Source organism: Haladaptatus rarus, from assembly GCF_054177585.1.
In genome coordinates this window covers 396,927-419,261 of the sequence record NZ_JBPEHG010000002.1, presented here as the reverse complement: position 1 = coordinate 419,261, position 22,335 = coordinate 396,927, and the positions used below count along the sequence as shown (strand labels likewise).

23 protein-coding genes and 1 tRNA gene are annotated in these 22,335 nt (G+C 60.8%); 11 read left to right on the top strand and 13 right to left on the bottom strand.

Annotation, left to right across the window (positions count from 1 at the left end; all coding sequences use genetic code 11):
- Positions 1-5: 5 nt before the first annotated feature.
- Complete coding sequence (gene btuC / locus ACR3FE_RS07400) at positions 6-1,115, top strand: vitamin B12 ABC transporter permease BtuC (protein WP_458206437.1); 1,110 nt, start codon at positions 6-8, stop codon at positions 1,113-1,115.
- Positions 1,112-2,413 carry an ATP-binding cassette domain-containing protein gene (locus ACR3FE_RS07395; RefSeq protein WP_458206436.1) on the top strand — a complete coding sequence of 434 codons (1,302 nt, stop codon included), beginning with the start codon at positions 1,112-1,114 and terminating at the stop codon, positions 2,411-2,413. Before btuC ends, ACR3FE_RS07395 begins: the two co-directional genes overlap by 4 nt.
- A gap of 12 nt (positions 2,414-2,425) precedes the next feature.
- On the opposite strand, the gene ACR3FE_RS07390 is transcribed toward ACR3FE_RS07395, so the two are convergent.
- Positions 2,426-2,728: a hypothetical protein gene (locus ACR3FE_RS07390; RefSeq protein WP_458206435.1), complete on the bottom strand. Its 303-nt coding sequence runs from the start codon at positions 2,726-2,728 to the stop codon at positions 2,426-2,428.
- Between the two features lie 367 nt (positions 2,729-3,095).
- Here ACR3FE_RS07390 and ACR3FE_RS07385 point away from each other — a divergent pair, with 367 nt between their 5' ends.
- From ACR3FE_RS07385 to cruF, 3 genes are read left to right on the top strand one after another with little or no spacing between them, the layout of a single operon-like run.
- Positions 3,096-4,571 carry a phytoene desaturase family protein gene (locus ACR3FE_RS07385; protein ID WP_458206434.1) on the top strand — a complete coding sequence of 492 codons (1,476 nt, stop codon included), beginning with the start codon at positions 3,096-3,098 and terminating at the stop codon, positions 4,569-4,571.
- A 40-nt stretch (positions 4,572-4,611) separates the two neighbouring features.
- Entirely contained in the window at positions 4,612-5,439 is an 828-nt protein-coding gene (locus ACR3FE_RS07380) for a prenyltransferase (RefSeq protein ID WP_458206433.1), read from the top strand.
- On the top strand, positions 5,432-6,265 hold the full coding sequence (gene cruF, locus ACR3FE_RS07375; protein ID WP_458206432.1) for a bisanhydrobacterioruberin hydratase: 834 nt from the start codon (positions 5,432-5,434) through the stop codon (positions 6,263-6,265). Before ACR3FE_RS07380 ends, cruF begins: the two co-directional genes overlap by 8 nt.
- 52 nt (positions 6,266-6,317) lie before the next feature.
- On the opposite strand, the gene ACR3FE_RS07370 is transcribed toward cruF, so the two are convergent.
- The 4 genes from ACR3FE_RS07370 to ACR3FE_RS07355 all read right to left on the bottom strand — a co-directional run bounded on the left by ACR3FE_RS07370 (position 6,318) and on the right by ACR3FE_RS07355 (position 9,220).
- Positions 6,318-7,265 (bottom strand): phytoene/squalene synthase family protein, encoded by a 948-nt coding sequence (locus ACR3FE_RS07370; protein ID WP_458206431.1) that lies wholly within the window; start codon positions 7,263-7,265, stop codon positions 6,318-6,320.
- 87 nt (positions 7,266-7,352) lie between these two features.
- Complete coding sequence (locus ACR3FE_RS07365; RefSeq protein WP_458206430.1) at positions 7,353-7,664, bottom strand: spore germination protein GerW family protein; 312 nt, start codon at positions 7,662-7,664, stop codon at positions 7,353-7,355.
- A 352-nt stretch (positions 7,665-8,016) separates the two neighbouring features.
- On the bottom strand, positions 8,017-8,301 hold the full coding sequence (locus ACR3FE_RS07360) for a hypothetical protein (RefSeq protein WP_458206429.1): 285 nt from the start codon (positions 8,299-8,301) through the stop codon (positions 8,017-8,019).
- Positions 8,302-8,404: 103 nt separating this feature from the next.
- Positions 8,405-9,220: an ArsR/SmtB family transcription factor gene (locus ACR3FE_RS07355; protein WP_458206428.1), complete on the bottom strand. Its 816-nt coding sequence runs from the start codon at positions 9,218-9,220 to the stop codon at positions 8,405-8,407.
- 121 nt (positions 9,221-9,341) lie between these two features.
- On the opposite strand from ACR3FE_RS07355, the gene ACR3FE_RS07350 reads away from it, so the two are divergent.
- Positions 9,342-9,686: a DUF7344 domain-containing protein gene (locus ACR3FE_RS07350; RefSeq protein ID WP_458206427.1), complete on the top strand. Its 345-nt coding sequence runs from the start codon at positions 9,342-9,344 to the stop codon at positions 9,684-9,686.
- Positions 9,687-9,737: 51 nt separating this feature from the next.
- Positions 9,738-10,184 carry a hypothetical protein gene (locus ACR3FE_RS07345; protein WP_458206426.1) on the top strand — a complete coding sequence of 149 codons (447 nt, stop codon included), beginning with the start codon at positions 9,738-9,740 and terminating at the stop codon, positions 10,182-10,184.
- Positions 10,185-10,307: 123 nt separating this feature from the next.
- Here ACR3FE_RS07345 and ACR3FE_RS07340 read toward each other — a convergent pair whose 3' ends face one another.
- Positions 10,308-10,505: a DUF7501 family protein gene (locus ACR3FE_RS07340; RefSeq protein ID WP_458206425.1), complete on the bottom strand. Its 198-nt coding sequence runs from the start codon at positions 10,503-10,505 to the stop codon at positions 10,308-10,310.
- Positions 10,506-10,679: 174 nt separating this feature from the next.
- Here ACR3FE_RS07340 and ACR3FE_RS07335 point away from each other — a divergent pair, with 174 nt between their 5' ends.
- Positions 10,680-11,459: a pantoate kinase gene (locus ACR3FE_RS07335; protein WP_458206424.1), complete on the top strand. Its 780-nt coding sequence runs from the start codon at positions 10,680-10,682 to the stop codon at positions 11,457-11,459.
- 134 nt (positions 11,460-11,593) lie between these two features.
- Here the strand turns inward: ACR3FE_RS07335 and ACR3FE_RS07330 are convergent, their stop codons facing one another.
- From ACR3FE_RS07330 to ACR3FE_RS07320, 3 genes are all read right to left on the bottom strand, one after another.
- Positions 11,594-11,932 carry a hypothetical protein gene (locus tag ACR3FE_RS07330; protein ID WP_458206423.1) on the bottom strand — a complete coding sequence of 113 codons (339 nt, stop codon included), beginning with the start codon at positions 11,930-11,932 and terminating at the stop codon, positions 11,594-11,596.
- Between the two features lie 401 nt (positions 11,933-12,333).
- A complete protein-coding gene (locus ACR3FE_RS07325) occupies positions 12,334-13,053 on the bottom strand; it encodes a DUF2270 domain-containing protein (RefSeq protein ID WP_458206422.1) in 720 nt (239 codons plus the stop codon).
- Positions 13,054-13,155: 102 nt separating this feature from the next.
- Positions 13,156-14,730, bottom strand: a complete 1,575-nt coding sequence (locus tag ACR3FE_RS07320) for a class I adenylate-forming enzyme family protein (protein ID WP_458206421.1) — start codon at positions 14,728-14,730, stop codon at positions 13,156-13,158.
- Positions 14,731-14,932: 202 nt separating this feature from the next.
- On the opposite strand from ACR3FE_RS07320, the gene ACR3FE_RS07315 reads away from it, so the two are divergent.
- Positions 14,933-16,060, top strand: a complete 1,128-nt coding sequence (locus ACR3FE_RS07315; RefSeq protein WP_458206420.1) for a GNAT family N-acetyltransferase — start codon at positions 14,933-14,935, stop codon at positions 16,058-16,060.
- 101 nt (positions 16,061-16,161) lie between these two features.
- On the opposite strand, the gene ACR3FE_RS07310 is transcribed toward ACR3FE_RS07315, so the two are convergent.
- The 3 genes from ACR3FE_RS07310 to ACR3FE_RS07300 form a co-directional block, all read right to left on the bottom strand.
- Positions 16,162-16,413, bottom strand: coding sequence for a hypothetical protein (locus ACR3FE_RS07310; protein WP_458206419.1), 252 nt, complete (start codon positions 16,411-16,413; stop codon positions 16,162-16,164).
- Between the two features lie 178 nt (positions 16,414-16,591).
- Positions 16,592-16,666, bottom strand: a tRNA-Thr gene (locus tag ACR3FE_RS07305).
- 68 nt (positions 16,667-16,734) lie between these two features.
- Positions 16,735-17,715, bottom strand: coding sequence for a class I SAM-dependent methyltransferase (locus tag ACR3FE_RS07300; RefSeq protein ID WP_458206418.1), 981 nt, complete (start codon positions 17,713-17,715; stop codon positions 16,735-16,737).
- Positions 17,716-18,091: 376 nt separating this feature from the next.
- Here ACR3FE_RS07300 and ACR3FE_RS07295 point away from each other — a divergent pair, with 376 nt between their 5' ends.
- Positions 18,092-18,865, top strand: a complete 774-nt coding sequence (locus tag ACR3FE_RS07295) for a hypothetical protein (RefSeq protein ID WP_458206417.1) — start codon at positions 18,092-18,094, stop codon at positions 18,863-18,865.
- A 76-nt stretch (positions 18,866-18,941) separates the two neighbouring features.
- A complete protein-coding gene (dph5, locus tag ACR3FE_RS07290) occupies positions 18,942-19,748 on the top strand; it encodes a diphthine synthase (protein WP_458206416.1) in 807 nt (268 codons plus the stop codon).
- Between the two features lie 232 nt (positions 19,749-19,980).
- On the opposite strand, the gene ACR3FE_RS07285 is transcribed toward dph5, so the two are convergent.
- Positions 19,981-22,011: a BGTF surface domain-containing protein gene (locus ACR3FE_RS07285; protein ID WP_458206415.1), complete on the bottom strand. Its 2,031-nt coding sequence runs from the start codon at positions 22,009-22,011 to the stop codon at positions 19,981-19,983.
- Positions 22,012-22,335: the final 324 nt, after the last annotated feature.

The following is a 22,335-nucleotide window of genomic DNA, read 5'->3' as shown; positions in this document are numbered from 1 at the left end:
GACAGATGCGATACGGGACGCGTATTACGACGTGGTGTGGTGGGTTGACGGTCGCGCTGGTGGTCGTCGTGTTGGCGAGTGCCGCAACCGGGCCGACCTCCCTCACATCGAGCGTCGTGGCGAAAACCTTGCTCAACACCCTCGCAGTACCGACCGGAGTCGGTCTCTCCCAGCACTCGCTATCGATTCCCGGTGGACTCGTACTCGGCGTTCCGATCCCGGATCTCACCTACAGTCCTGCCTTCTCGTTCGCGGTTCCACAGACCGCGACCGTCATCGTCGTGAAGCTCAGACTGCCGCGAATCGCACTGGCCGCGGTGGTCGGCTTCGCCCTCGCCACGGCTGGCGTCGTGATGCAGGGTTTCTTCCGTAATCCGATGGCTGACCCATCAATCATCGGCGTCTCCTCGGGCGCGGCGGTCGGTGCGGTCGCAACCATCGCGTTCTCCATCTCGCTTCCATTCGCACTCCCCGTATTCGCCTTCGGCGGCGCGATAATCGCCGCCTTCGGCGTCTACCTGCTGGCGACACAGGACGGGCGAACCCCGGTTGCAACCCTCCTGCTCGCCGGTGTCGCCGTCCAGACGCTGCTCGGTGCAGTCGTCTCCTTTCTCCTGCTCGAAAGCGGCGAGAGCCTGCGCGAAGCCGTCTTCTGGCTGATGGGACACCTGCACTACGCCTCGTGGGGCAAGGTCGGAGTCGCACTTCCCATCTCGCTCCTCGGGTTTCTCGTCCTCGCCGCGTTCGCACAGGAACTCAACGTCCTCCTGCTCGGCGAGGAGGACGCCCACAACCTCGGCGTCGAGGTGGAGCGAACCAAACGACTCCTGCTCGCGGTCGCGAGCATCGTCACCGCCGCTGCAGTCGCGGTGTCGGGCGTCATCGGATTCGTCGGCCTCGTCGTCCCACACGTGATGCGCTTGCTCGTCGGCCCAGACCACCGTATCTTGCTGCCGACCAGCGCGCTCGCTGGATCCGTCTTCCTCGTTGCAACCGACACCGTCGCCCGGTCTGCGGCAGGTGCCGAACAGCTCCCGGTCGGCATCGTCACCGCCTTCCTCGGCGCGCCATTCTTCCTCTACTTGCTCCGAAAACGGGAGGTACACGCGCTATGATCCGGATCGAGGACGTGGCAGTAACGCTCGGCGAGACACGGGTGTTAGACGGTGTGAACGCTCGGATCGGAGGGGGCCAGTTCGTCGGTCTCGTCGGCCCCAACGGTGCGGGCAAGACCACCCTGCTTCGGGCGATGAATGGCGTCCTCACCCCCGATTCGGGGCGCGTGCTGGTCGGTGACGACGCCATCTCCTCCCTCTCATCGAAGGCAGCCAGTCGTCGGGTAGCGACGGTGCCACAGGACACCTCACTCTCGTTCGACTTTCCCGTCCGTGACGTGGTCGCCATGGGGCGCAATCCCTATCGCTCGCGGTTCGGCGGCGTGGTCGAACGGACAGGAAACGATGCGGCGCAGACGAACGGGGGAGAAACGGACGAAACGACGGGAGATTCGAGTTCCGGCGAAGTGATCGTCGGGCAAGCGATGAAGCGAACCGAGGTAGCGAGATTCGCCGACCGAGCTATCACCTCCCTGAGCGGAGGGGAACGCCAGCGGGTCCTGCTCGCCCGCGCGCTCGCACAGGACACACCCGTCCTTCTGCTGGACGAACCGACCGCGAGCCTCGACATCAACCATCAGGTGCGAACGTTCGAACTCGTCCGTGAACTGGTTCGTGAGGGGAAGACGGTCGTCGCGGCCATCCACGACCTGAATCTTGCCGCCCACTACTGCGACGAACTCCTCCTGCTCGATTCGGGGTCGGTACTTGCCTCCGGCTCGCCGACCGAAGTGCTGGCCGAAGACACCCTCCGCGAGGCGTTCGACGCTCGTGCGGTCGTCTCCCGCCACCCCGTAACCGGTTCGACCTACGTGACCGCCCTCCCGGAGCAAACCGCTTCCAACCACGACGGTCGCGTCCACGTCATCGGTGGCGGTGGAACCGTCTCGCGGTTGCTCTATCTGCTTTCTGCGGCAGGATACGAGGTGTCGGTCGGCGTGCTGAACGAAGGTGACTCCGACCTCGAAACCGCCCGGCTGCTCGGCCTGGATGCGGTGGTCGAAGAGCCCTTCGCTCCCATCGGTTCTGCGGCACGAGAGGCACTCGAAAGCCGGATTCGAGACGCGGACGTGACCGTCCTCGCAGACGTGGAGGTCGGCGCTGGCAACCTGCCGAATCTCGAGGCTGCCCGCGAAACGGCATCCGTCGTCGTCGTCGAAGAACGGCCGTTCGACGAGCGAAACTACGCCGGAAGCGAGGCTGCCGTCTGCTATCGGTCACTCTGTGAACGAGGAACGGTCGTCTCACCGGACGAACTGCTCTCGGCAGTCGAAGCCAGCGTCGGCGACGATTCCTGATCCGGGGATCGGTCAGGGCGTGTACCGTTCTTGCACCAACTCGAACAGCATCAGTGCGGCGAACACGCTCGCGGCGAGCATGACGATGGCGGCGATGCCCACCGGAACCGACGGTGCGACGACTGCACTGACACCGAGGAGCATACCCGACAGCAACGCCATCAGGAAGCGTTTCACGCCCGACAGCGACACGAACCGCTGGGCGAGCGTCGGGTCGAGACCGACGATGCGAGACCAGATGACGTACAACGTTACGACGACGAGGAAAGAGAGGAGTGCGATACCGAGTATCAGTAAGAATCCGTCGAGTTGCACGTCGTTTACCTCTGTTAGAAATAAAGCCACAGCATGCAGACATAAATCCATCGAACATCGTACATTTCATCCAAGAAAGAAGTGCAGTGCGGGGGTACTGGTACACCGGGATGAGAACTTTCGTGAGAGGGTTGGTGACACTTTGGAAGGAGGCCAACCTTCCGCCAGAGCCTCCGGCGCCGCCGGGGTACCTGCGCTCACACTAGCACGCTTGCGCGCCCGAGTCAGGAAGGGCGCACTTGGACAATTGTACTCCGATACCTTTGTTATACGCCAGCTAAACTCCCCGAGAAACGACCTTATACACCGGGAAACCCCCAACACGTCAGGGACTCGTTTTTATCAGCGTCGCGGTCTGAAAGTACGTATGAACCTCGCCGACCAGTCAGTCGTCGTCGTAGGCAGTGGCTTCGGAGGACTATCGACGGCGTGCTACCTCGCGGAGGCGGGAGCGAACGTGACAGTACTAGAGAAGAACGACCAGCTCGGCGGACGGGCAAGTCGCCTCCATGCCGATGGGTTCCGGTTCGACATGGGACCGTCGTGGTACCTGATGCCCGACGTGTTCGAGCGGTTCTTCGGCCACTTCGACCGCACGCCGAGCGACTACTATCGGTTACAGCAACTCGACCCGCACTATCGGATATTCTTCAAGGATGGAGACCGCGCCGATATTCTCCCCGATCTCGAACGAAACAAGGAACTGTTCGAGTCCTACGAATCGGGGGCTGGCGAACAACTCCAGCGATATCTCGACAAAGCTGAGACGAACTACGGGGTCGGGATGGAGCACTTCGTCTACACCGACCGCAGTCGGTTTCGGGACTACGTCTCGTGGGACGTGGCGAAGAACGCTCGCGGCCTGAACCTCCTCGGATCGATGCAAGACCACGTCGAGAAGTTCTTCGACAACCCGAAACTCCAGCAGATAATGCAGTACACGCTCGTCTTTCTGGGTGGCTCACCGAAGAACACGCCAGCCATCTACAACCTGATGAGTCACGTCGATTTCAACCTCGGCGTCTACTACCCGGAGGGCGGCCTCGGCGGAGTGGTCGATGGCATCGCCGAACTCGGCGAAGAGTTGGGCGTCGAATACCACACCGACCACGAAGTGACCGGTATCACGGGCCACGAGGGGGATTTCCTCGTCCACAACGGGAGTGCGACGACCGCCACCGACCTCGTCGTGAGCGACGCCGACTACGCCTACACCGAACAGGAACTCTTGCCCCCGGAAGCACGTCGGTACAGCGCCGACTACTGGGATTCGCGCACCTACGCCCCCTCGGCGTTCCTCATGTATCTCGGCGTCGAAGGCGATGTGGAACCGCTCGCCCACCACACGCTCGTCCTGCCGACCGACTGGAACACCCACTTCGACCAGATATTCGAATCGCCCGCGTGGCCCGACGATCCGGCGTACTACCTCTGCGTGCCGAGCGAGACCGACGACTCGGTCGCGCCCGAGGGGTACAGCAACCTGTTCGTCCTCGTTCCCATCGCCCCCGGACTGCCGGATTCCCCGGCTATCCGCGAGCAGTATCGTGAGAAGATGCTCGACGACATCGCCGAGAATACGGGCGTCGAACTCCGCGACCGCATCGTCTTCGAAGAGCAGTTCTGTATCTCGGAGTTCGCCGAGCGATACAACAGCACGAAGGGAACCGCTCTCGGACTGGCCCACACGCTCAAGCAGACCGGCCCCATGCGTCCCGGCCACCGCTCCCCGAAAGTGGATGGTCTATATTTCACCGGATCGTACACCACACCTGGAATCGGAGTCCCGATGTGTCTCATCAGCGGCCAACACACCGCAGACGCCGTCTTCGAAGACCGATAACCGGGAAACACCGTGAATCCGAAAAAACGCATTCGATACGATGATCCGATATCTGTTGCAACTGTCTCGTCCACGATTCTGGCTCTATCTGGCCGGCCCGGTGTTGGTGGGTATCGCCTACGGAGCGAGTTCGACCGCAAATCTGCTCTCGTTCACCGCGATCGCCCTGTTCGCGTACTTCCTCGTTCCGGCGAACGTCTTCCTCTACGGCATCAACGACGTGTTCGACGCTGACGTGGACGAGGTGAATCCGAAGAAAGACCAGCGAGAGACGCGATATCGCGGAAACAGGGTCGTTCCCGTCGCAGTGGCGGTCTGTGCGCTCCTCGGACTCTCGCTCGTACTCGTCACACCACGGGTCGCGTGGCCCTGGCTCGTCGGGTTTCTCGTCCTCGGCGCGGAGTACTCTGCGCCGCCACTGCGATTCAAGACGACGCCCCTCGTCGATTCCGTCTCGAACGGTCTGTACGTCCTGCCGGGGGCCGCGGCCTACGCCGCACTCGCGGGGAGCAATCCGCCCGCACTCGCTGTTGCAGGCGGATGGCTCTGGACGATGGCGATGCACACTTTCTCGGCGATTCCCGATATCGAACCCGACCGCCAGGCTGGCATCGAGACGACCGCGACGATGCTCGGAGAACGCGGGACGCTGGCCTACTGTGGCGTCTGCTGGCTCCTCGCAGCAGGGCTGTTCGCCCTCCTCGACCCACGGGCCGGTCTGTTGTTACTCGCCTATCCCATCCTCGTCGTGGCGTGGGTCGTCCGTGACGTGCAGATCGACCGCGCCTACTGGTGGTATCCGGCCATCAACACCGCCGTCGGCATGGTGTTGACCGTCGCGGGCCTGTGGGGTGGCCTTCGTGGATAGACGCGATGCGGAGGCGAGGCTGGCGGCGATCGTCCGGAACAACCGGTTCACCATCGCCGTCGTCTTTCCGCTCGTCGGTGCCCTGTTGTTCGTGGCGGGCTACGAGGGATGGCTTCCGGCGTGGCTCGCACGCAGTCCACTCCTCATCCTCTTTGGCACGCTCGTCATGCGGTCGCCGCTCGTCGCCGGACTCGCCCCACTCGTCGACCGCCGGGCGGGAATCGCGCTCGTCGTGTTGACCGCCTACACCTACGCAGTGGAGTTCGTCGGCGTGACGACCGGCATCCCCTACGGTGAGTTCCACTACGAACTCGAACTCGGGCCGATGCTGTTCGGCACGGTTCCGGTGGGCCTCCCCGTCTTCTTCTTCCCGCTGGTGCTGAACAGCTATCTGCTCTGCCTGCTCTTGCTCGGCCCACGGGCTGAATCACGCGGCACGCGATTGCTGGCCTCGCTCGCCGTCGTCCTCGTCATCGACCTCGTGTTAGACCCTGCCGCCGTCGCACTCGGATTCTGGTCGTATTCGGCAGGGAGTGTGTACTACGGCGTTCCGCTGTCGAACTACGTCGGTTGGCTGGTAAGCGGCACGGTTGCCGTCGGGCTGGTCGAACTCGGGTTCGACTGGCGTGCTATCCGCGAGCGACTCGACCGCTGCGAGTTCATGCTGGACGACATGGTGAGCTTCGTCATCCTCTGGGGTGCGATGAACGCCTACTTCACGAACTGGATACCGGTCGTCGTGGCTGGCTTGCTGTTCGTCGGTCTGCGTCGGATCGACCGGTTCGATTTTGCCGTCTTTCGATCCCCTCGTGGAACGTCCCCATAGCAAACTATTCCGTAAAATGTCTCCCTAACAGGCCGCCCCGCAGAACGCTCGTCTATCGCGTCGGTGTCGGAGACCCGGTTCCTGCCCGACGACCGTCCCCCTCGGGAATCGAACTCACGGTACGGAAGACGGTCTCCGGGTCGTGGCAGAACTGCCAGCGCCAGCGCGTGCGAGCGAGCACCCACGCCTTTCGAGCGAGGCCGAGTTGGGGCGTCGAAGACAGCACGTCGTACTCCTGTGCACGGATAAGTCGGTGGTGTTCGGCATACAGTATCGCGGCGAGGAGGACGGAAAACTGGCAATCGGTGGGGAGATACTGGATACCGGCGACCCCGTCCCAGTACAGCGATTCGGCCCGCCGAAGTTCGTCACGCATCGCGGCCGCGAACCCCTCGGAGAACTCCGACCGGCGGATCTGTTCGTCCGTGACGCCGTGGCGGTCGAGCGTCGTCTGGGGCAGGTAGATCCGATCCCGGTCTCGGATGTCTTCGCGCACGTCGCGCAGGAAGTTGGTCAACTGGAACGCCTCGCCCAGTGCCGTCGCGTGGGGGCGGGCGCGCTCGGGATCGTCCGCGCCCATGATCGTGAGCATCATCCGCCCGACCGCAGCCGCTGACCCGTCCATATACGTCTCCAGTTCGGCGTAGTTCGCGTAGCGTGCCTTCTCGATGTCCGTTTCCATCGCATCGATGAACGAATCGATCTCTGCGTCGGGGATGTCGTGTTCGTCCGCCATCTCGCGGAAGGCGGCGAGCACCGGGTCGTCGGTCGGCTCTCGACCCTGTGCTTGTCTTCGGAGTCGCTCGAGCGCGGCCCGCTGTTCGTCTCGTGGAACGTCCCCCGCATCGTCGACGATCTCATCAGCTGTCCGGAAGAAGGCGTACAGGACGTAGGTCGGCTGGCGGACTCGTTCCGGAAGCAGCCGCGTTGCGACGTAGAACGTCCGTCCGGTTCGCCGATGAATCGCCTTGCTCGTTTTGAGCTGTCGTTCTGTAACCATTTCGGAAACCCGTTACCCGTGTCGGCGTTCCATCCCGATACGACGGCATCTTCTATAAATCGTATGTGCCTTCCAGGTACACAAGCGTCACCTGCGTCTGAAGAGGACGCCGATGAGAAATCCAACGACGAGGGCGAGACCGACGCGACGAGAGTCCGTGAACCGAACGAACTGCGTCTCGTCAGGCGTCAGTTCGACCACGCCGACCGGTTTGGCAGTGACTCCACCACCCATGCCGCCACCGTCGTCGCCCGTGCCGCCACCGAATCCGTAGTTGACGCTCGCGACGGGGACGACTGTCCGGTCACCGACCGAGATCGGGTCACCGTACACCGTTTCGACACCCGCATTCTGACTGAGTCGTTCGACCAGTGTCTGGATCTGTTCGAAGCTGTCCATATCATCGAATACGTCGGATAGTGACAAGTCGTTTTGGGCACCGACTGTGGCAGTACGTCCACACTTGTTCAGTTTTCGATAGTCTATCGAAACATATATAGAACAATTAGCGAACTCTTTACACTACCCGTGTGAGCGTCGAGACGTGGCGCGCCGAAACTCCGCCGTGACAAAACGTCATCCACACTCTGCCAGCCAGCAACCCCGCGCCACACCATCTCCTTGCCGGGTCTACCTGGGCTCTACACCATTCCTTGCCAGACCGACTGGGCACCACACCATCTCCTGTGACATCGACCCAGATTCGATAACAGGTCTCTCAGCGTCACGATTCCGGTGCGGATTCCGTTCCTCACCGTTCGGTTCGACCCTGTAACACCAGTCCGGCACCGAGTAACCAGACCCCGATACCGGCACCGAGGAGGCCGAGCGAGAGCAGCTCCTGTGGCCCACCGAGCAACGAGCCACGCACCGGGACCGCCTGAACGAGGTTGCCCAGCGCGTCCGAAGTGGTCGCCGTGTTCGTGACGATAACTGCGATTCCGACGAACACGACCGAAAGAGAGAGGATGAGAACCGCCGCTCCCGACGCGATCGAGAGCGTTCCGACGGTGTGGATGGTTCTTCTGGTGGGCACCGGGTGATTCGTCAGTTGGTAACACCCGGCAATCCTTAGCGTTATCCTCACGGAGAGTTCGAAGGCACGGAAACGGTACGGAAAGAATCGACGGTGGATAGGACTACAGTTCTCCGTGTCGCCGGGCGCGGACGAACCAGAATGCGAAGGCGAGTGAGAGGACCAACGCACCACCTGCGAAAAAGAGCAGTCCCGGTGGGATGCCGACTCCGGTTGACCCTTCCGCGACCGTTCGAGTGATAGTCGTCCCGCCGTCCTGTATCGTCACAGTCTCCCGTGCCACCGTCGTCGCCGTCTCTTCTGCCACAGACGTAACCGACTCGGCGGTCGTTCGTACCGCTTCTTCCGTCGTCCCACTGTCCGATGCCGGTTGTGTTGCGTCGGTCGTCGCCTCACCACTCCCCGCTCCCCCGCTCTTGTCACCGGAATTTGGTGCCCTATCGCCTTCACCACCCGAGTCGTTACTCGTCGGCAGGAAAGGCCCGGACGAGAGCCGCTGGACGACGAGACTCGCCAGTCCGAGAACGCCAAGACCACCGAGCAGGTTCGAGAGAGCGGATTTCAGGCCGACCGTCTCCGATTCGTTTCCGGCGAAGAGTACGAGCGGTTCTGCCGACGGGGCGTACACCTTCATCTCGCGGCCTTTTTCGGAGTAGATGGTATCGACGACCTCGACGAGCTCACCGTTTTCGAGTTTTTCCAGATGGTACTGGACGTTCTGAAGGGACGTATCGACGGTCTCTGCGATGGCAGCGGGCGTCGAGGGCTCTTCGTAGAGCGCGGCCAGGATATCCCGTCCAGTCTGGGAGGAGAGCGCGGCGACGAGTTTGTCGGCGTCCTCGCTATCGACGCCGACGACGCGAGGGTCGCGGACTTCGTCCTCGACAGAGTCGAGGGAGGAGGGCGGAAAATCGACCATATCGTGACATCCCATGCGATGATAATAACTTTGACCGAGTTTCGAACCCCACCGGCGATTCCCAGCGTTTTAATACGGCCCACTGAAAATCCCGATTCGATAGCTGGGTATGGAAGGGGAGATGGATTCGTTGCGACCGTTGTTGCAGATACTTGCAGAGCCACGGCGACGATACGCGTTGTATCATCTTCGCCGGCACGAGGAGACGACAGTCACGCGACTTGCCGACAACGTTGCCGGGTGGATGGACGCCGCCCAGGACGAACCGCTCTCGGCGGAGGCGCACGTGCGGATCTACACCGACCTCCACCACACCGACATTCCGAAGTTCGTCGCCGCCGGGATCGTCCACCATCACGACGAGGACGAGCATCTCGAAGTCATCCAGTTTCCCGACGTACTGAACAACCTCCTGGACGTGACGCTCGAATACGACGACGAGTTGACGACGATCGACACCACGTGACGGTTTAGTCTCTCACTAATAAAGTCAACAGTCGGTGAATCCCCACGTACGATGAACCGGATACAGCGGGTGCTGTCGCTCGTCGGTGTCGTGTTATTTCTTGCCGGTCTGGTGGTTACGATGGGTGGGTTCGACCTCCTGACCCCCGACGCGACACGGTCGTCCGGTTCGGTCCCAACGACGGTGATGGACGAAGCGAGCGGTTCGAACACCGCCGCCGATACTGGAGCCGAAACTGTCGCGACCAGCGATAGCGAGGTCACGCAAGACGATGGGAATCGAGAGACGAGCGAGGAGGCGCGGGAACGAGATGGCGACGAAAAAGAGCGGAAGGAAGAGAAAGAGGCGGAGAAAAAGGAGCGGAAAGAAGAGAAGAAGGAACAAAAAGAAGAGCAGAAAGAGGCCAAAAAGGAGCGAAAGGAGGAGCAAAAAGAGGAGAAAGAAGAGCGGAAAGACGAAGAGAAAGAGGAGGAAAAGGAGGAGGACGAAGACGGTTAGCACGGTGAAAACGAGCGCGACGACGGCTCATCGAGCGGTAACGGCCACGGGAAAGACGAGTCGGGTGAAGACGAGACGCCGATCAGGGCATCGGGAACGGATACCCCGCTAATCAGCCACCCCCTATCCGGCCCATTCGCCGCGCATGTCGCCGCTGATCTGTTCGCGCCACATCTCGAACTCCTCGTTACACGGCTGATTCTCCCGGATGTGGACGATGAATCCCCATCCACCATCGTCGAGAGCGGCGTTGCAGAACGGACACTGCTGGGGGTCGTTCCACTCTGCCGTCGTCTGGGCGGGTTGTGTTTGTGGTGTCATACCACGACATACGAGGTCATATCATAAAAAATTTCGCCACTAGTTAGACATTTGGAACCATTACGAGGGATATAAACAATATATATTCATAAACTCTCCTAGTCCAGTTACCGTTCGTCACACTCAGATCTCCTGAACGGCGGATTGAAGGGCTTCTTGCACTACGATAGCGGTATGAAGGCGTTCGCTCCGGGAAGCGTCACGGCGCTGTTCGCTCCGGCAGTATCGAGCGACGGATCCAGAGGTGCGAGTATGGCCATCGAAGATGGCGTCGTCTCCGAGGTACGGGCTTCAGGGCGAACCGAGGTTCATCTCGACGGCGAATCGACCGCGTTCGAGCCGGTCGAGGGGGTACTCGATAGGCTCGGTGTCACTGCGCACGTCGACCTGGATTCCGAAGTGCCGATCGGCTGTGGGTTCGGTGCGAGTGGTGCCGCGACGCTCGCGACCGCACTGGCTGCGAACGAGGTGTTCGAGCTTGGACGCTCGCGGGACGAACTCGTGCAGGCCTCCCACCAGGCGGAGGTCGAAGCGGGAACCGGACTCGGTGACGTGTTCATCCAGTCGGCGGGTGGCCTGTTGATGGACGACGGATCGGGACGCAGGCGGTGGGAACCGACCGACTCTATCGAATACGTATCGTTCGGCGGAATGGCGACGAGCGACACCCTCGGCGACGACGAACTCATGGCCCGCATCGAGACGGTCGGTGGACGACTCCTCGAATCGCTCCCCGAAGAACCGTCGCTCGAACGGCTGACAAGCGACGGATGGACGTTCGCCCGCGAACTCGACCTGCCGACGGAACGAGTTCGAGCAGCGGTGGCAGACGTCGAGGCTGCTGGCGGGGTCGCGAGTATGGCGATGCTCGGCGAAACGGTGTTCGCCGTCGGTGTCGAAGACGCACTCCCCAACCGTACGAGCATCTCGTTCGACGGTTCAACACTACTGTAGCTGCGTCGCGTATATTGATAACAAACGATGGTGTTTCGTCCGTTTCAGCAACCGTCACCTTCAGAGCTACTTCATCTCTATTCGCGCCGCTAACGAGTCGACGGTTGATAAAAACGGAACGCCACGATCGACGGTTAGCTACTGCCCGAGAGCTGGACGTCGTCGAGCGTCATGCCCACGTCGTGGACGGTTATGTCGATACGGCAGATCTCGTACGTCTCTCCGTTCACCGAGAGCGTGAGTCCTTCGATGGTCGTCGTGGACTTCTCGACGGTGTACGTCCGGTCTTCGATGGTTGTGTCCGGCAGTCCCGGCCCTTCGAGGTGGGTGTCTTCGACGGTTATCGTCGCGTCCTTGATCGTGATTTCTTGGCTGCCGATCTCGTGGACGCCTTCGTTCGAAGACTGCCCGTCTGCGAGAGCGACGGTCGTTCCGCCGCCGATGAGCAGAACGCTTACCAGTACGGTCGCCACGATTCGTCGAGATGGTATTTGCATAGTACAGTCACATGCTTTAGCGGCCATGGGAAAAAACGGGGGAGATGGTTGGGAGGCGTTCGACTCGATTGATGGTAGTTTATTTTGTACAAATACTATATGAAGAAACGCTCACCAACTGTTGGAATTGTTCATCGACGTTCTGAAGTGGTCTTCACGGTGATGAAAATAGAACGGCGAGTGGTTCGCTGTTGGAGTCCATTTCGACACTCTAGGCCAGCCCAATCCGGAGATAAGCAACTCCTACGACATCGCCTCCGCACCCCGACCCCATCTTCATCACGCTGTTTTACTTTCGTCACGCCGGTTCCGTCTCCGCTTTCATCTCGTCGGTTCCGTCATCTCCCTCGTCACTCGGATTCCGACTTTCTCTCTCATCACTCCGATTCCGTTTCTTTCCAGTCCCCTGCCTCTTCACCATGGAACTCTCCTTTGGCTTCTCGTTCCTGTGACCAGAAGGTAAGAAACACCACGACGAGATAGAAGATACCGACAGCACCGACGACGAGTTCCCCCGGAATACCCGGTATCGACGCCGTTTCGCGCCACGTCTTGGTCGGGTCGAAGAGGGTGATTCGGAACAGCCATGCGACGCCGAGGAGCAGATAGAGCAGGAAGTAGACGCGCTTGAGCCGACGGGAAAGCGCCTCTCTGTACGACACCTTCAACATCGGGTCTCGAAGGTCGTCACCGAGTTCTTCGCGCCATTCCGACAACGGCGCGCCGACCGGATCGAAGGCGTTTGCGTACACGTTCTCCTCGATGAGTCGGACGCGTGCACGGATCGCGTCGTACATCCGGTATCGGCGTACGTCGAACACGAGGAACATCGTGATGGCGATCATCCCGATGAGGAGGAGATACGACGACGCCTGCACGCTTTCGAACGCGAGTGCGAGGACTGCGGTGACGAGAGCGATGGCCCAATCGACGGTCAGGTCGAGTCTGTCGAGGTACTTTCCCGCCCGTGACACCTCTACACGGTAGTAGTGTGGAATCATCGAGAGGAACTCCTCACGGTCGTATGCGGCATCTCCGGCGACTTCCCGTGTCTCGCGCTCCGTCGGCCCGAGGTTCTCCCCACTGTCGCCCGTCATCACACCACGTAGTAGTTCGACGCGGTTAACCTCGCCTCTCGGTTCCACTGAGTGGATGACCGTAGCAAACCGTTGGTCGAAAGGACGGCAGGTCGAAACGGGTCAGTCGTCCGCCTGTCCACCGAGTTCGAATCGCTGTATCTTTCCGCTCGTCGTTCGGGGAAGCGTCTGGACGAACTCGATCTCCCTGGGGTGTTTGTACGCGGCCATCTCCGCCAGACAGTGTTCCCGAAGCCGGTCAGCGTCGGGCGACGTCCCCCTCGCCGGGATGACGTATGCCTTGATGGTCTCACCCCGACGGTCGTCCGGCACCCCGACCACGGCCGCATCCGACACGTCCGGGTGCTGGTGGAGTACTTCCTCGACCTCCTGTGGATAGACGTTGTATCCGGCGGTGAGGATGAGGTCGGATTTACGCCCGAGCACTTCGTAGTAGTTGTCGTCGTCTCGGCGGACGATGTCGCCCGTCCTGAAGTAGCCGTCGTCGGTGAACACCGCATCGGTCTCGTCCGGACGGTCGTGGTATCCCGCCATGACGTGCGGGCCACGAAGGAGGAGTTCACCCGCCTCACCCGACGGGATTTCATAGCCATCGTCGTCGACGACCTTGCAGTCGGTCGCGCGAAACGGCTGGCCGATGGTGCCGCGTCGGGGGCCGAACGTCGCGTTGATCCCGGCGTGCGTTCCGCCGCCGGTTTCGGTCAGCCCGTAGGCCTCGAACAGTTCGATTCCTGCCCCGGCTTCGAACCGCTCCTGAACTGCAGTCGGCATGGTCGTGCCGCCTTCCATCGATTCCTGGAGGCTCGACAGGTCGTACTCGCCGAAGGAGTCGTGTTCGATGATATCCACGTACATCGCCGCGACAGCACCGAACTTCGTGATCCGCTTTGCCTCGATGGTCGCCATAGCGTCCTCGGGGTTCCACGATTCGGGGTCGCGGAGGTAGACGGACGCACCCCGGACGAGGGGTTGCCACGTCCGGTTGACGAAGCCAGCGATGTGCGATAAGGGAAGCACCGACAGGAACCGTTCGTCCTCGGCATCGAGGGCAGTTCGCTCGAATCCCATGAACGACTGGGCGCGCAGGTTTCGGTGCGTGAGCAGGACGCCTTTGGGTTCGCCCGTCGTTCCGCTGGTGTACGGTTGCATCGCAACGTCGTCGTCAGATTGGTCTTCGACCAGCGGGTCGCCGTCGATCGCTTCGAACGAGAGACCGTCGAGTTCCTTGCTATCGCCATCACGATCGCTCCGCTCGTCGCGTTCGATGACCAGCGGGTCGCCGTCGATGCTGGCAACCGCCTCATCGACCGTCGCTCGGAGTGTCGCATCCGTCACGATCGCTGTGGCATCGGCATCGGCCAGTCGATAGGCGACTTCTCGGGTGCGATACTGTGGATTCATGGGAACGAACGGCGTCCCCGCCTTGAACGCACCGAGTGCCGCGACGACGAACGCAGGACAGTTCGGCAAGAAGAGTGCTATCCGGTCGTCGGGGCACAGACCGAGCGCCCGAAGACCGCCAGCGAACCGGGCGGAACGCTCGCGGAGTTCGGCGTGCGTGTACGTCGCCCCATCCATCTCCAGTGCCAGCTTTCGTGGATGGTTCGCTGCGGTTTCGTCGTACAGCCGCGCGACGTTCCCCGACCGGGCCGCGACTGAAAACTCGTCGGCCTTCATGAACGTAGCGCCACGACCAGTCGGGAAAAGTGTGGCAAACCGTTCAGCGACGACAGTCGTGAACTATCCGGTTAGCGCGAGTCTTCGCCGTCGGCAGGTGGTACGTACCGAACTATCAGAATTATGATCTTTCGTCGTCCACTCTGCCTAGCCGTGCGAACGACCACCGCAATTTACGGACGCCGTTGGTGTCCTTCCAGCGATGGCAGACAGGGAGTACGCTTCGTCCACCGGTGATTCGTACACGATTCGGCAGTACGAACCCGGCGACCGGGGTGGCGTGCTGGCGCTGTACGAGATGGTGTTCGGCGACCGGCGTGGGCGTGGTAACTGGTTCGACTGGAAGTTCGTCGAGAATCCGTATCGCTCGCAGGTGCCGATCTGCGTCGCGGAACGAGACGGGCAGGTCGTCGGGGCGCGCCCGAGTCTTCCCCTCCCCCTGTCCGTCGGGGGGTCGCGGGAACTTGCGCTCGTGCAGGTCGATCCGATGGTTCACCCCGACCACCGCAGACAGGGGCTGTTCACCCGGATGGCGGCACACGTCTACGACTACTACGGTTCTCGAGAACCGTCTATCGTCGTCGGATTCCCCAACGAGGCCGTGAAAGCCGGACTCGAAAAGATGGCCGAGACGCTCTCGCTCGAAGAGGGGATCATGACGGAATTCACCGAATTTTATCGCGTGCAGAACCCGCGTGCACTGTCCGCCTCGCCTCTCGCAAGGACAGCAACACCGGGGCTTCTCTCCTATCTCGCAGTCCGCGACCGAGTTACCCCCACCGCACCTGCCGACAGGGTAGACCGCTATGCCGGAGTGGCGCCGACGCTTCTCGCGGAGATCGCGACGCGCCGGAACACCCTACGCGCGCACGCCGTGCGCGACGAACAGTTCTTCCAATGGCGCTTTGCCAACCCACGATACGACTACACCACCTACGTGCGTCAGGGAGACGGCGACGAACCCTCGGTCGCCATCGTGGTCGGCGAGCAAGGGAATACGGACGAAACCATCGTCCACCTCTCGGACGTGCTCCCCGTGACGGGTGGCGAATCGCGCACGAGGGCACTCTCCGCGCTCCTCGGGAGGATCATCGAAGAGTACAGAGATGCCGACGTAATCGCCGCGGCAGGGACGACGATTCCGCGGTCGGTGCTCGCCCAGCACGGTTTCTTCGGCACCGACCGGATCCCGCTCTCGCGGTTCACCTCAGCGTACTGGTTCTCGGCACGACCACTGAACGGTTCAGACGGCGAGTGGGTTCAGAACGGCCAGCGACTGGCTGACGAAGAGAGTTGGAACCTGTCGTTCTGCGAGTTAGAAGTCGGGTAGCAGGTGACGGGTGACGGTCAAGTCGAATGCGATTCGAGTCAGGCGGCGTTCGTGAACCACCACGATTCAGGGTGTTGACCACCCCAGCAAAGTCGATCGACTCAAAGATATTGCTGATACGCACACGAGGTGCAGTGGAGTCGATCTGCGGTACAGAGGAGAATTCCCTGTCCGCATTCGGCACAGACACCGAGACACTCCCCGGAACCGATGGGGATCGTTCGGGACTCCCGTTCGAGTTGCTTCATCAGCGCAAGCTCTCGCTCGTGCTGTTCGATCTTGCGCTGTAGCTCTTCCATCTCTCCTGCTAACCGATTCCGATTCCGTTTTTTCCCCATCAGTGGCCCAGCCATCGTACTCACCTGCTGTGTGAATAAGTCACACAGGTATATAGACAATCTGTACGAGTTTACCACATCTCGGTGAGAAAGAGAAAGATAGTGGAGAAGTGGGCGACGGAAACCGCGTTGTTTCTTGCTCGACAGCTTCAGACCGAACTCGTTACTCTCGAATTTGTTCGCAGAGAAGGTAAGCCGGTGGAGGGATTTGAACCCTCGGCCTATTCCTTACGAAGGAATCGCTCTAGCCAGTCTGAGCTACACCGGCACGGTGTTGCTAACTGCATTCAAACATACTCACTACTGGAAGCATAAGGGTTGCGGAATCGCCGTGGGCTAACGGGTTAGTCGCACATCGAGGCAGACGTTCGTCTCGTGCGGGGCGTACGACCGCACGACGCGGCGCGTCTCCACCGAAACGTCGTACTCAGGCTCTGCTGTGGCTCGAATGGCCGCCTCGCCGGGGCCGAACGGGTCGTCTTCGTGCTGGATGTCGTAGTAGTGAATCACGCAGTCGTCGCCAGCGAGCGTGACTGCCGTGTCGAGGAACTCGTCCGCGCTGTGGGGGAGATTCATCACGAGGCGGTCGGCCCAGTCTTCGTATTCGGGGACGGTCTCCCGGACGTCGCCGCAGATGGCCGTCACCCGGTCTTCGACCTTGTTTCGGCGCGCGTTTTCCCGGAGATACTCGATCGCCACGTCGTTTACGTCCACGCCGACGACCTGCGCGCCGCGCGTTGCGAAGGGAATGACGAACGGGCCGACGCCTGCGAACATGTCGAAGGCCTGCTCGTCGGCAGCCACTTGCTCGGCGACGCGGTGGCGCTCGGTGGCGAGACGTGGAGAGAAGTAGACTCGTGCCACGTCGAGGGCGAACTCGTTGCCGTACTCTCGGTGAACTGTCTCGGTCGTCTCGCCCACGAGCACGTCCCAATCACGGACGCGGGTCTCGCCTTTGACCTTCGATGCCCGGTTGAGCACTGTCGAGACGGGGAGCACCGAGTCGACAATGGCGTCGGCGATTTCCTGTGCGCGCTCGGGGTCGTCTTCGTCGACGAGGACGATGTCACCCAATCGCTCGTAGGACGGGTCGAACCCGAGTAGGTCGGCGGGGGTGTCCTGCGTTCGGCGGGTCGGAACGTCGTGTTCGACGACCGTGAACCCGTCGGGGACTGGGTCTGCGTTCGTAACGGGGATGTAGAGCCAGTCGTCTTCGACTACGATCTCCAGGTCGTCCGTGATGAGGTCGTCGTCCGCGAGTTCGCGGCGCGCCGCCTCGCCGTGTTCCCGCTCGACGCGCACGCAGGGCGCTTTCATACGTCTCCCTTGCCGGAAGCAGGCGTTAACGCTGACGCTTCGTGTTGGAACCCCGTTCATCTCTCTATTTTGGCTCGCCCCAGTCTCGGTTCGGTTCCGGTTCAGTTTCGATTCGGTCCCGGTTCGACTCTCAATCTGCCACCTATCACCTCTGTGGTCGAATCAGCAGAAGGACCGATTTCCAGAAGAAATTCTCGGTTCGCCGTTCAGTGAACGACGGGGCACAATCGCAGGGCGGCTCAGTTCTAAACTGTTCGGACGGCTGTAGCTGTCGGGCATCGTAGCTGAACGATTCGAAACGGTGAGTCCGATTTATTCCGGGTCTCGATGTACGGCGGAGTAGCTCCGCAGGCGGATGCGGAGCCGGAGGAAAACAATGGCACAACAGTACCAGCAACAGCCAGAGACACAACAGCAGGTCGGCGTCGGACAGCAGCCACAGCGATATCGGCCGATCGGCCAGCAGGGTCAGCAACAGTCGACGCAGCAGCAGCCGATGCAGCAGCACCAGCAACAGCCACAACAGCAGTACCAGCAACAGCCACAACAGCAGCAGCAACAACCACAACAGCAGCAGCAACAGCCCGGACAGTTCGGCCAGCAGATTCGCCAGCGCTACGAGGAATCCGTTCCGAGCGAGGTTCGACTGGCGGTCGACGACTTAGAGAAGGTCTCGACCACTGCGGAATGGGCCAAGATGAAGGCGGTACAGCGTGGGTTGCCGCGCGTGGCGAACGTCTGTGACGACATCCAGGAGCTCGCGGAGTTCCAGAAGAAGCTCATCATCCGGCAGTCGCCGTTCAGCCAGGAGCTCGGCCAGTGCACGACGCAGGTCATCCAGCACGGATTGCAGGAACTGCAACAGCACATCGACGAACCCGAAGTGCAGGACACTATCGAGCACGCTCGGCAGTCGCTCGACTCCATCAACAAGGGACTGACGGCGCTGCAAGGCTTCGGCACGCAACAGCAGGTCGGTGGCCAGCAGATGGGCGGTGGCCAGCAGATGGGCGGTGGCCAACGTGGTGGACAATCGATGGGGCAGATTGGCGGCCAACAGACCGGCGGTCAGCAGGTCGGCGGTCAGCAGGTCGGGGGTCAGCAGCTTGGTGGTCAGCAGACGAGCCAGTTCCCGAGTCAGCGATACTGAATCGACGACCATCGACGGTTCGATTTTTTGGACGACGTTCCGCGCCGCTTAACCGACGAGCGTGCAGAGTGACGGTATGCTCACCTTCATCGGTCTCGGCCTGTACGACGAGCGTTCGATCACCGTCGAAGGCCGTGACGCGATCGCCGATGCTGACCGCGTATTCGCCGAGTTCTATACCAGCAAACTCGTCGGTGCGGACGTTGTCGACCTCGAACGATTCCACGAGAAAGACATCGAGGTGCGAGACCGCCCCGGCGTCGAACAAGACCCCGAGGAGGTCCTCACTACCGCCGAATCGGGTCACGCCGCCTTTCTCACGGCAGGCGATACGATGATCTCGACCACCCACGTCGACCTCCGACTGCGTGCCGAAGACCGTGGCATCGACACCCGCGTCATCCACGCACCCACAGCAGAGTCCGCCGCGAGTGGCCTGACCGGTCTCCAGAACTACCGCTTCGGCAAGGCGACGACGCTTCCGTTCGATTACGCCCACGGCGCGGATGGTCTCCCGGCCAGCGTCACGACCGTCCTGGACGACAACCGCGACCGCGGTCTCCACACGCTCGTCTATCTCGACATCAAGGTCGGCTGGAATCCGTCCGGGGAAAAGAACGCAACCACGGAAGACGAGTACATGACCGCGGACGTGGCGAGCGAGATGCTCGCCGACGGGTACGACGACGTGCTCGCGGTCGTGGTCGCACGGGCAGGGAGTCCCGACCCACTGGTCGAAGCCGATCGACTGTCGGAACTCGCAGAACGCGACTTCGGTGACCCACTCCACCTGCTCGTCGTGCCGGGTGATCTCCACCACATCGAAGCGGACGCCCTCGAAGCACTCGCGGGCGCACCGAGCGAACTGCTCAGCGTCGAGTAACGGCGGTCGTAGTTACCGGAGAATCGTCGGTGTTGTCGTCACTGCAGAATCATCGGCGTTGTTGTTACTGTAGAACTATCGCGGTTTTCGATACCATAGAATCGTCCCCGTCTTGGGTGCCGGAGAATAGTCTCACTTCTCGATTCGTCTTTGGGTTCGATAGCGCTATCGCTCAGCGGTCGAGTGCGCGAAAAATGAATCAGTTATCGTTGGAATCGGAAGTTAATCCGATTTAGTTCTCTCGGCGGAGCGCGAGGAGCGCAGCGGCGAGGAGTGCGACAACGGAGACTGCGACACCGAATCCAGGCTGACCGTCATCGTTGGTCGACGTGGTCGTGGTGGACGTTGGCTCTTCCGTCGTGGACGTTGGCTCTTCCGTCGTGGACGTTGGCTCTTCCGTCGTGGACTCAGTCGTCGTGGTCGTCGTCGTCGTCGTGGTTTCCTGGAGGTTTGCGTTCAGGACACCGTCGACGGAGACCGAGTCGACGCCCGTGGCACTTGCCGTAACACCGAACTCAGTGCCGTTCTCGTAGCCACTGAAGTCGAACGTGCCCGTGAAGGAACCGTCCTCGGAGACCGTAACATCCTGGTTCTTGAAGAAGACACCGGAGCTGCGGGCTCGCAGGTTCACCGACGTACCGGGTGCGAGGTTAGTCATACCCGTGACCGTCTGGTTGTCCGAGTTCGCGACTTTGAGGTCGTTACCGTCGTTCAGTTCGAACGAAGGCTGTTCGACCGTGAACGTGGTCGATGCGTACTGGTCGTCGTCAGGCGTGACGGCGTAACCACCGCTGCTGGCATCGCTCACGTGGAACGTGGCCTTCCAGTCACCGTAGAAGTCCTCGTCTGCGTCAGACTGTTCAGCGAAGTCAACTGCAGAGGTATCAATAACTGCGTAGAGCGTGTTGTTCTTACCGTCAGCGAACACCTTGACACCGGCGCTGTTGCTGTTGAGACTGTTGACTTCCGTGTTTGGCTCTGGGTTGACCTCTTTGATACTCAGTGAGAGGCCCTCAACGTCGTCAACGGACGCACCGAATCCCTGAGCGGCGAGAGCACCGTAGATACCAGTCGTGTCCTTGAGTTGGACAACGATGTGGTCGTCCTTTGCGACATTGCTACGCTGGGTGAGCTGCGACGTCAGACCAGGAGCGTCGTCGTAGCTCTCAAGATTGTTGGGAGCGATCCACGTCTGGGCGCTACCAGTGGAACGTGGGTCGACGGAGAGCGACGCAACGTCGTCCGGGGTACCGTCATTGTTCGTGTCGACGGACAGCTCGTAGATGTTGTCACCCGACGTGACTGCGATTGGGTCTTCCAGACCGCCACTCGAGGGCGTTTCCCACGCTGCCGTGACGCCATCTTCGCTGTTGGCTCCCGCGTAGATGACCTTGGAAGCGTCAGTGTTGGTCGTCTGGTACGTGTTCAGCCAGAAGGTGACCTTACCATCGTCGTCGTTGTCGGTGACGTCGACGGTCATCTCGAAGTTGGACTCTGCGCTGCCAACAGTAGCCGTTGCCGATTTGGTGTTCTCGAGGTTCACCGTGATCGGGACGATGTCACCGCGTGGGACGTTGTAGACGCTGTCTCCGAAGCTGGAGGATGCGGAACCGCCCTTCTTGACGGTGATCTCGAACGTCTGAGATGCCGTAGTGTCATCGACGCTAACAGTCACGTTGTACGTGCCAGGCGAGAGGTCGTAGCTGCTGAGGTCGAGGTCGAACGTGTGTGGACCGTCGCCTTCCTCGTGCATTCCGGAGAACGAGTCAATGGCGCTGTCGTCGCCAGTGATCTCTTCGGAGTAAACACTGACGTCGAAGTTCTCACGGTTCGAGTCATCGATGGAGAACGAGACCGACTGGTCTTCGCTGTTTTCCATGAGAGTGGTCGAGTCGGCACTCACATCGAATGACTGCTGAACGACCTGGAAGGTGATTGTTACGGTAGTACCGCTGCCATCGTCTCCCGAGAGCTGGTAGAATCCTGTCTCCAGCTCGGAGGTGTCGATGGTGAATTCGCCGTTAGTGTCCGCGGTGTATGTGTCGACGAATCCGTTACCGCCGTCTTTTCCTTTCGAGAGCGTTACTTCTTTCTCGGCCCCGAATGCGTTCACGAGACCGACTTGACCTTGATAGACAACAGTGTTGTCCGAAATCGTCTTACCGGATTCTGCTGCCACAGCCGAACCTGCGAACGCGGTTGCGCCGGCGAAGACCGACATAACCATAAGCGCCGTCAGGAGCAGGCTGCGAACCTTTGTCATATTTCCTGTCATGCTTTCTCTTGTTTTGTTTCTATTGCGGCGACAGTTACTTTCCCACGACCATTTGCACATTTTGTGCAACCCGAATCGAACGGGAAGTCAAGTGGTACTCCGATTGCCACCATGGGTAGGGGTACAGACGAAACGTTATCCCCTTGTTATAAATTCTTTGTGGCATAGTGATCGGGCCATACACCCTCAAACGCCCGGTTTCGGGCAGTAGAGGGTTCTATGAGGGTTCGCAGTAATGGTAAATCGACTGATTGGTAACGAATTTTGTCGTCAGATTCAGGCCGGGATTACTCCCATGAATGAGATGATTCA

What these genes read in the sequence shown, in the direction of transcription:
- ACR3FE_RS07380 (WP_458206433.1), top strand. Translation starts at nt 4,612, where the DNA reads ATGATCCGATATCTGTTGCAACTGTCTCGTCCACGATTCTGGCTCTAT.
- ACR3FE_RS07365 (WP_458206430.1), bottom strand. Translation starts at nt 7,664, where the DNA reads ATGGACAGCTTCGAACAGATCCAGACACTGGTCGAACGACTCAGTCAG.
- ACR3FE_RS07300 (WP_458206418.1), bottom strand. Translation starts at nt 17,715, where the DNA reads ATGAAAGCGCCCTGCGTGCGCGTCGAGCGGGAACACGGCGAGGCGGCG.
- ACR3FE_RS07340 (WP_458206425.1), bottom strand. Translation starts at nt 10,505, where the DNA reads ATGACACCACAAACACAACCCGCCCAGACGACGGCAGAGTGGAACGAC.
- ACR3FE_RS07345 (WP_458206426.1), top strand. Translation starts at nt 9,738, where the DNA reads ATGAACCGGATACAGCGGGTGCTGTCGCTCGTCGGTGTCGTGTTATTT.
- ACR3FE_RS07385 (WP_458206434.1), top strand. Translation starts at nt 3,096, where the DNA reads ATGAACCTCGCCGACCAGTCAGTCGTCGTCGTAGGCAGTGGCTTCGGA.
- ACR3FE_RS07315 (WP_458206420.1), top strand. Translation starts at nt 14,933, where the DNA reads ATGGCAGACAGGGAGTACGCTTCGTCCACCGGTGATTCGTACACGATT.
- ACR3FE_RS07320 (WP_458206421.1), bottom strand. Translation starts at nt 14,730, where the DNA reads ATGAAGGCCGACGAGTTTTCAGTCGCGGCCCGGTCGGGGAACGTCGCG.
- ACR3FE_RS07335 (WP_458206424.1), top strand. Translation starts at nt 10,680, where the DNA reads ATGAAGGCGTTCGCTCCGGGAAGCGTCACGGCGCTGTTCGCTCCGGCA.
- dph5 (WP_458206416.1), top strand. Translation starts at nt 18,942, where the DNA reads ATGCTCACCTTCATCGGTCTCGGCCTGTACGACGAGCGTTCGATCACC.
- ACR3FE_RS07370 (WP_458206431.1), bottom strand. Translation starts at nt 7,265, where the DNA reads ATGGTTACAGAACGACAGCTCAAAACGAGCAAGGCGATTCATCGGCGA.
- ACR3FE_RS07325 (WP_458206422.1), bottom strand. Translation starts at nt 13,053, where the DNA reads ATGACGGGCGACAGTGGGGAGAACCTCGGGCCGACGGAGCGCGAGACA.
- ACR3FE_RS07350 (WP_458206427.1), top strand. Translation starts at nt 9,342, where the DNA reads ATGGATTCGTTGCGACCGTTGTTGCAGATACTTGCAGAGCCACGGCGA.
- btuC (WP_458206437.1), top strand. Translation starts at nt 6, where the DNA reads ATGCGATACGGGACGCGTATTACGACGTGGTGTGGTGGGTTGACGGTC.
- ACR3FE_RS07395 (WP_458206436.1), top strand. Translation starts at nt 1,112, where the DNA reads ATGATCCGGATCGAGGACGTGGCAGTAACGCTCGGCGAGACACGGGTG.
- ACR3FE_RS07355 (WP_458206428.1), bottom strand. Translation starts at nt 9,220, where the DNA reads ATGGTCGATTTTCCGCCCTCCTCCCTCGACTCTGTCGAGGACGAAGTC.
- ACR3FE_RS07285 (WP_458206415.1), bottom strand. Translation starts at nt 22,011, where the DNA reads ATGACAAAGGTTCGCAGCCTGCTCCTGACGGCGCTTATGGTTATGTCG.
- ACR3FE_RS07295 (WP_458206417.1), top strand. Translation starts at nt 18,092, where the DNA reads ATGGCACAACAGTACCAGCAACAGCCAGAGACACAACAGCAGGTCGGC.
- ACR3FE_RS07310 (WP_458206419.1), bottom strand. Translation starts at nt 16,413, where the DNA reads ATGGCTGGGCCACTGATGGGGAAAAAACGGAATCGGAATCGGTTAGCA.